The sequence below is a fragment of the Domibacillus mangrovi genome (genome assembly GCF_001906925.1).
GTDB classification, from domain to species: domain Bacteria; phylum Bacillota; class Bacilli; order Bacillales; family Domibacillaceae; genus Domibacillus; species Domibacillus mangrovi.
Genome location: NZ_MRWQ01000002.1, coordinates 44,533 through 57,845, shown reverse-complemented (window position 1 = coordinate 57,845; position 13,313 = coordinate 44,533). Strand labels below are relative to the sequence as shown.

The window sequence follows — 13,313 nt, the reverse complement described above, 5'->3', positions numbered from 1 at the left end:
CAACATCTGCATGATTCACATCCTGTGAACCTAACCCCCACTGAATGAAGTTTCACTTTATAAGAGCGTATAAGCTTTATCATTCAATTTAGAAGGGAAGAAAAAATTAATGACACTTAACCTCGTCATGTATGCTTCTGCAATTATGGCCGTTGCAGTAGTTATTTATATGTTAATTAAAAAAATGGATATAAAAATGACTTTGTTTTTGATGGGTATTGTCCTTATATTCATTAGTCTTGGCATGGGGAAAGAAATTGCTATTAAAGATTTCGAATCAACCGGCTCTTTCTTATTAGATCCTTTGCAAGTAATTGTCCAACAATTTAGAGATACGTTTGGAGCCGCAGGTTTTATTATCCTATTGTTGGGTGGATATACGGCTTATATGTCCGCAATTGGGGCAAATGATGTTACAGTAAATGTGATCACAAAGCCAATATCTAAATTTAAGTCAGTGTATGTATTAGTTCCAGTCGTCTTTTTGCTAGGGAATTTACTATCTCTCGTTATTCCTAGCGCGTCTAACTTAGCCATTATATTACTGGCTACATTGTATCCTGTTTTAAAAAAGGCTGGAATGTCAACGTTGACTGCTTCAGCTATAATTGCTACTTCAGCAACAATTATTCCAACACCATTAGGAAGCGACAATGTAGCTATAGCAGAAGAACTAGCAAAACATGCACTATTCGCTAATATGAGTGTAACCGATTATGTCTTTCAATATCATGCGCTAGTTTCGATACCTACGTTAATTTTTATAGCGATTGTTCATTATTTTTGGCAAAAGAGAATGGATAAAAAGTTGGCATTCAATGGAATTGAAAACAATGATGAGAGCATAGTGGCAGATCATGATCTTGGAATTGCAGGAGGTAAACTGTATAAAACAGTATATGCCATACTTCCTATTTTCCCTATTATTTTATTGTTAGCTTCTTATGGAATTCAATTAAGTACAGGTACAGCGATCAATGTTAGTGTTGAGATCGCCACAATCGCTTCCTTAATTCTTGCGATCCTTTGTGAGTTAATTAGATATAAAGGTGACAAAAAGGTTTTGGAAAATACAGAGAGCTTTTTTAAAGGAATGGGCGGAGCAATTCCAATTGTAGCGCTATTGGTTGCTGCATCCGTTTTTGTAACAGGTTTAAAATCGATTGGACTAATCGATGAAATTCAAGCATTGATGCAACATAATCAAGGACAGGGATTTGACTTTATTTTACCTCTGATATTAGTAGCTCTAACAGCTCTTATCGTTTTATTAAGCGGAAGCGGTATTGCTCTATTTTTGGCTATGGTGCCTTTAGTCGTACCTCTTGCTGAAGCAGCTGGTATTAGCCCAATTGCCATTTCTGTTCCGATGGGGCTAGCCGGTAACCTTTTCAGAGCCGTTTCTCCTGTTGCAGCAGTTGTATTGATTGTGGCAGGAACAGTAAAAGTCGATCCGATAGAGATTGTTAAAAGAACATCCGTTCCAATGTTGGGTGGGGTAGTATTTATGTTCGTATTATCAATGATTTTATTCTTGTGAAAAACTTAATGAAAATTAAAGTATGGTTAAAAACCAGGTGAATAAATTTCATCAAAAACTTAAAATATATTAATTCATATAACAAACTATTTACGGTTAAATAGTTAAATGGTCTAAACGTTTGCATGGAGTAGTAAGTGCGGCTATATAAAAGAAAGCAGAGAGCCAAGTGGCTTTCTGCTTTCTTTTGTTAATGTCAGGGTGATAAATAATGGATTTTCGTAGAATAAATTGGCGAGAACTCTTTTAATCAAAGTCCACTAAGTGTTTTTTCAAATAGCGGTTGCGATCGTGAATAAATTGAAAGATAAACTCGGGTTCGACCTCGAATGTATCGATTGCTTTCCTTTATTCTTCTTTAAACGATATAAATCTATCAAATTCCCTGCTTTAACTATGTTATACTAGCTTCAAAAAGGAGGGTATTTTTCCATGAAAAGGTTTCGAATCTGGCTGCTAGTTTTAGTACTTCTTTCCCCGTCACTCGCATCAGCAGCCGTGATAGACGAGTTTGCGATTTCAAATGGTGTAACCTATACGGAGGTTGTAGAAGAGGAGACAACGAAGCAATCTATCAGAGTCATGGAGATTGATGCGACCGATCCGTATACGAAAATCAAAGCGGGCATGCCTAATCCTTTGAATCAATTAATCCAGACAACGAAGCAAGCGCTTGAAGCAAGTCAGGAAGGGAATGAAGTTATCGGGGCGATTAATGGATCTTTTTTCAGCCGTCAACCAATGCCGCTTTACTTCGTTGCGATCGACAACCATCTTGTCAATGGCGGCACAATCGAGTCGGGAATAGATCAATTTGTCAATATTCCGCTTGCGTTCGGCATGAACAAAAATGGCAAAGGACAGATTGATGATTACACGACTACTTTTACATATACGCACAGTGGCGAAACAGATACGATCGCCGGTCATAATGGACAGCGGAGTCTGAATTCAATGATGGTGTACACACCGAATTTCTCAGATGGCATAACGGCCACGAATCCATATGGATATGAAGTGATTGTGTCAGGAGCAGGAGCCGATCCGTCTTTGCATTTTGGCGAAAGCTTAACCGGTAAAGTCGTTGGCTTCCGGCCGTATGGGGAAATAACTGGCGCAAAAATCCCAGCAGACGGCTTTGTGTTGTCCGCACATGGCACGAAAACAGAAGCGCTGCTTAACATGAAAATTGGCGATACAGTTTCGGTATTCACGAATATAGATGAAAAATGGCAGAATGCTGAATTTATGATCGGCAGCGGGCCGATGCTCGTCAAAGACGGAAAAGTGGCGCTTAGCATGGACCCAAACAGTGCACGTGCGCGAGAGAAGGCGCCGCGTACCGCGGTTGCCATTGATGAAACAGGAGACAATGTGGCATTCATTACGGTCGATGGGCGGCAGCCTGGCTACAGCACCGGCATGAGTTTAGTAGAATTTGCTACGTACATTCAATCACTTGGCTATGACCGGGCACTGAACATGGATGGCGGTGGCTCCACGACGATGCTTGCGCGTAAACCGGGTGATTTTACGGTGACGATCCAAAACAAGCCATCGGACTTCGGATTTGAACGTCGGGTGTCAACCGTTTTAATGGCCGTGACTACGGCGCCAAAAGGCGTACCGACGACGATTCACGCAAAAAAATCAACGGATGCGGAACTGATCATCGGTGAATCGATGACCGTTATCATTGAATCCATCATGGACGAATACGGCAATCCGATCAAAGTGGAAAATGTCCAGATTACATCAGACGTCGGCACCGTATCGGGAACGACATTTACCGCAACGAAAGCGGGCACAGGCTACATTTCGGTGAAAAAAGGCACAGCAGAAGTAAAGTTGCCGGTCACTATCAAAGCAACACCGGAAAACAAAGCGGTTTTGCTCGATTCATTTGAAACAAATACGTGGTCCGTACCATCTGTCTATAACGTAGCGTATGACGGCAGCCGCGCTTTGAAAATAGAGAGTACGGTCACCGCAGCTCAGCCTATTACACTAGCAAATAGTCCAAGTTTTATGAGTATGCGTGTTTACGGACAGGCGGATCATACAGAGGTGACTGGTACGATTTTGGATGTAAACGGCGTGGCGCACACTGCTTCATTCGGTACAGTCACATGGAATGGCTGGAAATACGTATCTGTACCGGTTCAGAGCAATTGGATGAAACTCACCTCTATTTCTGTTACAAAACCGGGCGTGTATATCGATGCGCTGAAATCGGTATACGGCACGTCTTATAAAGAAGAGCTGTTCCGCGATGTACCGGTCGGCTTCCGGGCTGAAGCAGACATTGCGTCACTCGTTGACAAAGCGATTATTAGCGGTTTTCCAGATGGCACATTTAAGCCGCAAACGACATTAACGCGCGTGCAGGCTGCGATTATGATTCAACGGGCGCTAAACTTGCCGGTTGATCGAGTGAAAGATCCAGAATTCATTGACGTACCTAAAACATATGCATCGTTCGGCAGCATTGCAGCTGTTGCAGAAGCCGGCATTATGCTTGGCCGCACCGGACACAAATTTGACCCGCAGGCGGAACTGACCCGCGCGGAAATGGCCGCTGTCTTAAAGCGGGCATTGAAACTCCCTGAAACAACAAAAAGTTACTTCCCGGACAACCCATCCGGCACATTTTCATACAGCTCGATCAATGCGCTCGCTGAAGTAGGCATCACACTTGGTTTCCCAGATGGTAGCTTCCGCCCAGCCGAACCGATCAAACGCGCCGACTTCAGTATTTTCCTAAAACGCGGTCTTGACAAACAATCCCTCTGGTGATAATAGAGGGATTTCTTTTATTTAGAAATCAATTGTATGCTGTTAAAGAACGGTAGAGAACTGATGTTCTCTTTTCGGCTAGATATGGAAGAACGGTTACTAGAACGAATTCTGTCAAAAAGTGAACGGAAAAAAGCCATGCAGCAGAGGCCATTTTATATTGATTATCAGCCTAATTAAAATCGAACAATTGCAATACAAATTAAAAAGTGTTCAATTATTGTTCAATACAAAAACTGAACACTTTAACACTTACTAAACAAAAATATAATGAAATACATATAAATGTGCATGTATATAAAAATTTTAATAAAGAAAATGCAAATCTTATTTACAAGAGCCAGAAAAGCTAGATTATTAGCGGGAAATCAATAAATAACATAGGTGTAATATTCTTCATCATTATAAAAAATCTTTGTTTTGCAACTCATTATCTATTTTGGCACAAATGTTGCATATTAGAAAGTAAGGGCGTTAAGAAAGGAAAGGAAGTGACCTATTGTAGGATGAGTGGAGTTTTAAAAAGAATCGCCCGAAACCTAAATAAAATAGACTGATTATTTTTAAAATTCTTTCTATCATTCAGTAGATAGGTAAAGAAAGAGAGTAATTAAAAAGGAGGGTTTACTTTGAATGAACAGGCAAAGAAAGCTTATTTAGAAACAGATAAACGAATTCTTGAACGTAACATTAAGCCCCTAATTACAAAGGAGTTAATTGAGGAGCATCGGAAAAATCCAGTTGGCAGACATAGCCACGCATTGAGCCAGGTGATGAATTATTTCAGAAGAAACCATGAAGAAATCGAAGGCAAGGACTTAATTGTCTGTACAGAGCCCCATAAAACCTGGTGTTTAGGCGCACATCCTGGGAAGCGCGGAGTTCCCTATATTGTATTTTCAGATGAATGTTATGATACGCGAGAAAAAGCAGAACATGCATTGTTCCTTAAAAGGCTTGAAAAACACGGTGTGTTAATTAAATAAACATTCATAAAGGAGAGAGATATCATGGCTATTACCGGTTATACAAATCAAATGAGTGTTCAACCTGGTGAACGTATAAAATTCATGGTGAGCAGTGATCACAAGAAATATAGAACAGATATGGTCCATCTTATTCACGGAGATTCAGATCCTAAGGGCCCCGGCTTAAAAATCAATAAAATAAATGCGGATGTGGATAAAGAATACGAGGGCCGAAAACAAGACATCTATATGGGGTCCTACGTCAAATTCGACGACCAATCCCCTTTTGAAAATATTCGCAGTTTTTCATTACAAGCGATGATCTTTCCAACAACGCCAGAATTAGGCGTACAGGGAATCCTGACTAAATGGTCACCTAATCAAAATTCCGGCTATGGATTATTTATAGATGAAAAAGGCTGTCTAGCAGTATGGATTGGAGACAAAGAGGGGAAGGTTGAAAAAGTAAGTACGAACCAGCCGTTAGTTTCGCAAACATGGTATTTTGTAGGCGCTTCCTTTGATGCGGAAAGTGGAAAATTGACCGTCTTCCAAGAAGCCAATATAAGTAAAACAAATGGGCGTTTCTCCCTTCCTTATGGGATCGATCACATGAATGCGCGTAATGAAAAAGTAACGACTGTTCAAGCATATGCGTCCACTGAAGCTCCGTTTTTGATCGCAAGTCTCTTTGATCAAAAAACAAACGGGAAACATAAGGTCATATGGCGTTACAATGGGAAAATTGATCGTCCGCGTATGGCTAATATGTCATTAAGTAAAGAAGAAATGGTTTCATGGATTGACAATCCTACCGGTGACGGAGTAGTGGCTGCATGGGATTTCGCTCAAGGAATGACAGGCAAAGGGTTTAAGAAACTGGAAAAAGTGTATGATGCTTCTCCCAATCAACTCCACGGTGAAACGGTGAATCATCCAACACGTGCTGTAACAGGCTATAACTGGACATCGGAGGAACAAAATTTCACTCATGCTCCGGAACAATATGCAGCCATTCATTTCCATGATGATGATATGACAGATGCAAAGTGGGAGGTGGATTTTGAGTGGAAAGTACCGGATGATCTGAAAAGTGGCGTGTACGCGGCGCATGTTTATGCGGAAGATGATAATGAAGATTATATAACCTTTTTCGTCAGACCTAAAAAAGGACAACCGACTGCGAAAGCGGTACTCATCCTGCCTACTGCGAGTTATTTAGCTTATGCAAATAATAGATTTCAAGATATTCCACTTGCACAGTTGATGTTCGGACGGGCTCCAGTCGTACAGCAGGAAGATATGTATCTTGGTGAACACGCTGAATACGGATTGTCCACCTATGATCATCATAATGACGGAACCGGGGTCTGCTTCTCATCCAGTTTACGCCCGATTTTAAATATGAGACCGAAATACCGTCATAATTTATCCCCTTCCCTATGGCAATTCAATGCAGATCTGCATTTAATTGACTGGTTGACGGAAAAAGGATTTGATTTTGATGTGATTACCGACCAAGATCTTCATTTTGAAGGAGCTGAACTGCTCAATCACTATACGGTGGCCATCACTGGATCCCATCCCGAATATTTCTCAGGCCCTATGTTAGATGCAGTTGAAGACTTCCAAAGTAACGGCGGCCGCTTTATGTATATGGGCTCGAATGGATTTTATTGGGTTGTTACCTTTGATCCCGAAAACCCAAGCTTGATGGAAGTTAGAAAAAATTACGGAAACCAAGGATGGAAATCAAAACCAGGTGAAATTCATTTAAGTATTACAGGAGAGCAAGGAAGCATTTGGAAGCACCGGGGGAGAGCACCTCAAAAAATATGCGGAGTCGGCTATATGGCTGAAGGATTTGAAGTTTCATCTTACTACCGCCGCTCAGAAGACAGCTTTAATTCAAATTTAGATTGGGTGTTTGAAGGTATTGAAATGGATGAAATACTGGGAGACTTTGGTCTAGTGGGCGGAGGAGCTGCTGGATTAGAATTGGATATTTTCGATGAAGAGCTGGGGACACCTTCACATGCGGTCATTCTGGCTTCATCAGAAGGTCACACAAATGTGTATGTGCCGGTAGCGGAAGAATTGTACTTTAATATTACGGGCCTTGGGGGAGAAGAAAATCCAAAAGTGAGAGCAGATATGGTCTATTACCCTACCCCTAATGGCGGTGCTGTTTTCTCGACCGGTTCCATTGCCTATTGCGGCAGTTTATCTCACAATAATTATGACAATAATATATCTCGTCTTACCGAGAATGTATTGAAGCGCTTCTTGTCAGAGGAACCATTGCCATTAGGGCTAGCAGAGCAAACATTAGATAAAGTTAATAATTAAATAGTACAGATATAGTCAAAGCAGCCAAGTTTTTATTAAGAAAGTCTTGGCTGCTTTTCTTTTCATCCTTTCATATCTCACATCCTATTTAGAACGGAAAGGGAGGGTATAATATGGTCATAGTTTGTCAGAAGCATGGTAAAGAAGGGCTAAAACATCTTCATACTCCTCACGTAGAAAAAATGAAAAAATGTAAAGGTACTTGTCAATTTTGTAATCAAAAAGCCGAGATAAAAATGTTTGATTCTATCCCTTTTCAGACTATTACCACACCAGAATCCACTAAATGATGTCTGCATTTTATTATAGTTATTATCTGAAGACAATGATTGTTTTATGAGGGGATTTTCTTACATTATTGAGGAATGGAAGGAAGCTGAACCGTTCGGAAGAGGGGAAGATTTTAAGCGATGAGCTTGTGAAATGGATATTGCAGAAAACAAGCAGTTGTCCGATTGGTTGCTTTCGTAAGGATCCGGAACGAAGGAGGTTAAAAGGTGAACTCGGTTGGGCTACTGTATGTTGGAGCTGTATTATTTGTCAACAGTTTAATGCTGTTAGGTAAAATCGACGGCAAAAGCGCTGGAGTGTTTAATCTCTTTGTCGGTTCTATACAAGTGATCTCTCCATTCTATTTAATATTCACAGCGAATGGGGATTCTTGGACCATTTTTAATGCCTCTGGTATTTTTCTATTTGGCCTAACGTACCTCTATGTAGGTATTACGAATCTGAAAAATCTTGATACCTCGGGCGTAGGCTGGTACTCCTTATGGGTGGCCATCCTTGCAGTAGGCTATGCATGCGTAAGCTTTTTCCAATTTCACGATGTGAAGTTTGGCATCATTTGGTCGATGTGGGCTTTTCTTTGGACAATGTTTTACTTATTACTTGCTTCAAAGAAGAACGTTGCTATCTTTACTGGCTGGGTGACCTTCATTCAATCCTGGATGACTGCGACTATTCCTGCTTTTCTAATCTTAATTGGCCAGTGGGATGAAGTAGGGCCAAAAACAACATGGGCGGTAACGATAATCGCGATCCTCCTCTTCGTAGTTGCGTATTTGTCCGTAAAGCCCTCTATATCTTCCAAAGCTTCTGAAATGAAATCAGGAGCTTAACGTATGCCTGTCTGCATTCCAGTTTAGCCAATAATAATTCTTTTGTTTCAAATTATGCTGTGTAAAATAAGCCCCCGTTTTATATAAAGATGGGGGCTTATTTCACTCTATGCACTTACTGGACAGGCAAATCCAGCTGTATAGGAACTTCATTTCGAGTCAATTGGAAAATATAATTTCGCTTTTTTCATGAACGGCTGTTTCATTAAGTTGAACGTTATACTTCGATCTCTCGAACTCATGTCCCCGTTAGAACAATAAGTATGTATTATGATAGGTTCACTTTTTCAAAATGTTCTACTGTTGGGAAAGGATCATAAAAATGGTGTAATAGCTGCTTCCACTCTTGATATTCCGGTGATTCTCTAAATCCAATTGTATGGTCCTCTAAACTATCCCATTTTACTAAGAGTAAATACTTCCCTTCAACTTCCATACAACGCTGTAAATCATGAGATATGTAACCATTCATTGAAGAAATAATAAGGGATGCCTTACGGAAAGCCTCTTCATATTCTATCTCCATTCCGCGTTTAACGTGATGTATCATAGCTTCTAATATCATGCAGTACCCTCCTTTTTTAAAATTATACCATTACTGATTAGTGTAATAGAAGAAAATGAAAATTGCTGATAAATGGCTTCGTTGTTCTTGAAATTATAAAAGTGTCGTTGCTTCAATTGGTTTTCTTGAAGCCGCTCAGCATGTATTATAGAAGAAACATGATAAAATGAAGCCGTTTTTATTATAAGTTAAAAAAAGAAAGGAAGTGTGACTATGGCGATTACATATCCTCATATCGAAGAGTCCGATTTAACACATTATATTTCTCCAAAAGGAGAGTACCAACTGTTTCAAGATGAAGATCATTATGCAGAAAAAGTGAGAGAGTGGGGGCTTTCCTCCACAAAAGAAGTAAAAAAAGAATTTTGGTACAAAGATAAAACTTATCAACGCCTTGTTACGATTAAAGGATACGAGGAGTTTGGTGTTTCAAAGACATTTAATACGCTTGTGATTGAATTTCAAGATGGCCATTTAAGTTGCATTTTACCGGATTACTTAAAAGATATGCAATCATCCAATTTCGGGAAAGAAGACAAAGTAAATAAGGCAGATGCTGAAGAACGTTCCTTATCTTCAACACGGCCAGCTGAAAAACCGAAAGCAGAAAATATAAAGAAAGCTGAACGACCAAAACTTGAATTGCCGGTAGAAAAGGTTCACTTTACAGGAATTGTGAAGCAGTTTGCTTTGAGTTGGAATCATTTCAATGAGGAAAACGATGAAGTCGTCGTATTGGATCAAGTTCAAATTGATCAAGAAAATCCAATTGACGTTGGTATTGCTTGGTGCAGTCACAGTAAGACGTTGAAAAAAGTGGAACTGCAACTGGGAGAAAGAATTGAATTTGACGGAAAAATTGTGAAAAAGAAATTGCCAAAAGGGAAAGAAGTGGAAGAAGCGTTTATATTGGATGAGCCAGCATCGTTTAAAATAAACAATCCATCAAAAATTGTTAGAAAATAATCTTACAATTTCTTTTCAGTGAATACTGATGTTATTCTCCATTCCCGAATAAGCATTTAGAAAATACGAGATATACAGATTAATTAGCAGATTGATTTCCCCGCCATTGCCAATTTATCGGGATTGTGAAGCAGTTTGCTTTGAGTTGATGTCAAATTAATGACAATATAAAACCCTTTAGTGTTCAAAGGGTTTTATGTCGTCTATTATTAACTTGGACGTTTGACTGAATAAGAGAATCTACAATACATATACATTCACTAAATAGATCATAAATGGAATGGTCAATAATGCTAATAGTGTGGAGAGGACAGTCGTTATAGCACCGAGATTTTCGTCTGCCGAGTATTTCGCAAACAGGATGGATGCCAGTGTCAGCGTCGGCATCATGGATTGAATGAGGATGGTTTGCATAATTGTCTGTTCAAGCTTTAAAAAGAGCATGAGGAATGCGACTATTCCAGGAAGGATTAGTAGCTTAGTTGTCAGGGGGATCCATACTTTCGATCCGGATTCTTTCACTTTTGAACCTTGTAACGTCATGACGAGAACACCGATATAAAACATTGCTAACGGTGCTGCTATTGCTGCTAATTGGTCAACAAGGTTAATGACCAGCAAAGGGGGGGTAAATTGAAAATAAGCAATGACTAATCCTGCTACAATGGCTACAATCGGTATGTTAATCACGGATTTAAATGTTTGAATGTCAAAAATTTTATTCTTTTGAAGCATGAATACTCCTACCGTCCAGGTCGTAAAGTCCATTCCTGCATCAAAAATAGCCGCATAAAGTGCACCTTCAGGGCCAAGAAGTACAGCGCATAAAGGAATGCCGATAAATCCTGTATTACCGAGACCTGATAGTAAGGCCAACTCTCTTTTAATTGCGGATTGACGATAAAAAACAAACGCAAGTAGCCATCCAACACCGATTCCAATCAGATTGATCAAGATGGATAAACAAAAAACGAGGACAATCATCTTAAATATATTCTCGTTCATCTCCACGTGAAAAATGCTTGATAATATAATACATGGAATGGCAACATTCACGATTAAACTAATGAAAACTCCTCTTGTGTCTTCGTTGAATTTGAATGTTTTTGAGAGGATGGCCCCTATAAGGATCATACAGGATATAATAGCGATTGATTGAATAACGACGTTTAGTTCCATATGGATACCTACCTATCTGCATAATTTAACGAAAAATCTCCAGGAAAAATAGTACCACTAATCAACAAAAAGTAACAGGGGTTTTGCGCAAGAAGGGAAAATAAGAAGAGCCCATTCCTTGAAATGAATCATGCATAAGGTAAATCGTGTTTTCGCTCTGAAATGATGAACTTCGAATACTATTCCTTGATAAGAAGGAATAGGCTCATTGTAGACAAGCTATTTATTTTCATCAGCATGGATCAAATCAATTTGGAGGGATTTTCATGGTAACAGCTTATACGCATGAACCTTTTACTGATTTTACGAAAGAAGAAAACAAAAAGGCCTTTCAAAAAGCGCTTACTTATGTGAATACTAAACTTGGACAAGAATACCCGCTTGTCATTAATGGTGAAAAAATCGTGTCAAACGTAGAAGAAAAGTCCATTAATCCAGCAAAAAAAGCCGAAATAATCGGTATTGTATCGATGGCCGACAAACAATTGGCGGAACAGGCCATGCAGGCGGCGCTTCAAGCATTTGAAACATGGAAAACAACAGACGCGGCGTACCGAGCTAACATATTATTTCGCTCCGCCGCGATCATCCGCCGCCGGAAGCATGAATTTTCAAGCTGGCTTGTAAAAGAAGCAGGGAAGCCATGGAAAGAAGCAGATGCGGATACGGCAGAAGCGATTGATTTTCTTGAATATTACGCACGGCAAATGCTTGAACTGAAAAACGGCGCACCGGTTAACAGCCGTCCGGGTGAGCAAAATGTGTTCAATTACATTCCTCTTGGCGTTGGCGTCGTCATTTCACCTTTTAACTTTCCTCTGGCGATTATGGCGGGAACAGTTGTCGCTGCGCTTGTTACTGGCAATACGGTTCTTTTAAAACCGGCCGAGACAGCACCGGTTATTGCTGCAAAATTTGTGGAAGTGATGGAAGAAGCGGGTCTTCCGGCCGGCGTCTTGAATTATATTCCGGGCAGCGGCGCTGAAATCGGGGACTATCTTGTGGAGCATCCCAAAACACGGTTTGTATCGTTTACGGGATCCCGTGCTGTCGGCTGCCGTATTTATGAACGGGCGGCAAAAGTACAGGAAGGTCAAATCTGGCTGAAGCGGGTCATTGCGGAAATGGGTGGAAAAGACACGATTCTTGTTGACTGTGACGCTGACCTTGACCTGGCTACTTCATCCATTGTTTATTCTGCCTTTGGCTTCACCGGTCAAAAATGTTCAGCAGGCTCCCGTGCGGTCATTCATCAGGATGTGTACGATGAAGTGCTTAAAAAAGTGGTTGAACTGACCGAAACATTAATTATAGGCAGCCCTGAACAAGCTGATACGTATATGGGACCGGTTATTGATGAAAAAGCGTACAAAAAAATTATGGACTATATTGAAATTGGCAAAGAAGAAGGCCGCTTGATGACAGGTGGAACAGGAAATGCTGAAAAAGGCTACTTCATTGAACCAACGATTTTTGCGGATGTCAAAGAAACAGACCGTCTTATGCAGGAAGAAATTTTTGGTCCGGTCGTTGCTATATGCAAAGCGGAGGATTTCGATCATATGATGACGATTGCAAACAATACAGATTACGGACTAACAGGCTCGCTACTTTCCAATAATCGCGATCACATCGCCCGTGCGCGCAAAGAATTCCATGTGGGCAATTTATATTTTAACAGAGGGTGCACAGGCGCAATCGTTGGCTATCAGCCATTTGGCGGTTTTAATATGTCGGGAACAGATTCAAAAGCGGGAAGCCCGGATTACTTGCTTCTCCATATGCAGGGACAGACCATAACGGAGGCATTTTGAGGGGAAAGAGGTATG

Annotated in this window: 10 protein-coding genes; 8 read left to right on the top strand and 2 right to left on the bottom strand. The window is 40.4% G+C overall.

Annotated elements, in window-relative coordinates; all coding sequences use genetic code 11:
- Nucleotides 1–109 precede the first annotated feature (109 nt).
- From dcuC to BLL40_RS03015, 6 genes are all read left to right on the top strand, one after another.
- Entirely contained in the window at nt 110–1,540 is a 1,431-nt protein-coding gene (gene dcuC / locus BLL40_RS03035; protein WP_073710452.1) for a C4-dicarboxylate transporter DcuC, read from the top strand.
- A gap of 432 nt (nt 1,541–1,972) precedes the next feature.
- Nucleotides 1,973–4,336: a phosphodiester glycosidase family protein gene (locus BLL40_RS03030; protein WP_073710451.1), complete on the top strand. Its 2,364-nt coding sequence runs from the start codon at nt 1,973–1,975 to the stop codon at nt 4,334–4,336.
- Between the two features lie 629 nt (nt 4,337–4,965).
- Nucleotides 4,966–5,322, top strand: a complete 357-nt coding sequence (locus tag BLL40_RS03025) for a N,N-dimethylformamidase alpha subunit family protein (protein ID WP_073710450.1) — start codon at nt 4,966–4,968, stop codon at nt 5,320–5,322.
- A 24-nt stretch (nt 5,323–5,346) separates the two neighbouring features.
- The gene (locus BLL40_RS03020) at nt 5,347–7,653 is read left to right on the top strand and encodes a LamG domain-containing protein (RefSeq protein ID WP_216820179.1); all 2,307 of its coding nucleotides are present in this window, start codon (nt 5,347–5,349) and stop codon (nt 7,651–7,653) included.
- A gap of 113 nt (nt 7,654–7,766) precedes the next feature.
- Nucleotides 7,767–7,943 (top strand): hypothetical protein, encoded by a 177-nt coding sequence (locus tag BLL40_RS17305; protein WP_159434182.1) that lies wholly within the window; start codon nt 7,767–7,769, stop codon nt 7,941–7,943.
- Between the two features lie 207 nt (nt 7,944–8,150).
- Nucleotides 8,151–8,774 (top strand): AmiS/UreI family transporter, encoded by a 624-nt coding sequence (locus BLL40_RS03015; RefSeq protein WP_073710448.1) that lies wholly within the window; start codon nt 8,151–8,153, stop codon nt 8,772–8,774.
- A gap of 268 nt (nt 8,775–9,042) precedes the next feature.
- On the opposite strand, the gene BLL40_RS03010 is transcribed toward BLL40_RS03015, so the two are convergent.
- Nucleotides 9,043–9,339, bottom strand: a complete 297-nt coding sequence (locus BLL40_RS03010) for an antibiotic biosynthesis monooxygenase family protein (RefSeq protein WP_073710447.1) — start codon at nt 9,337–9,339, stop codon at nt 9,043–9,045.
- Between the two features lie 213 nt (nt 9,340–9,552).
- On the opposite strand from BLL40_RS03010, the gene BLL40_RS03005 reads away from it, so the two are divergent.
- Nucleotides 9,553–10,305: a hypothetical protein gene (locus BLL40_RS03005; RefSeq protein WP_073710446.1), complete on the top strand. Its 753-nt coding sequence runs from the start codon at nt 9,553–9,555 to the stop codon at nt 10,303–10,305.
- Nucleotides 10,306–10,545: 240 nt separating this feature from the next.
- On the opposite strand, the gene BLL40_RS03000 is transcribed toward BLL40_RS03005, so the two are convergent.
- On the bottom strand, nt 10,546–11,484 hold the full coding sequence (locus BLL40_RS03000) for an AEC family transporter (RefSeq protein ID WP_073710445.1): 939 nt from the start codon (nt 11,482–11,484) through the stop codon (nt 10,546–10,548).
- 266 nt (nt 11,485–11,750) lie between these two features.
- On the opposite strand from BLL40_RS03000, the gene pruA reads away from it, so the two are divergent.
- Nucleotides 11,751–13,298 carry an L-glutamate gamma-semialdehyde dehydrogenase gene (gene pruA / locus BLL40_RS02995; protein WP_073710444.1) on the top strand — a complete coding sequence of 516 codons (1,548 nt, stop codon included), beginning with the start codon at nt 11,751–11,753 and terminating at the stop codon, nt 13,296–13,298.
- Nucleotides 13,299–13,313: the final 15 nt, after the last annotated feature.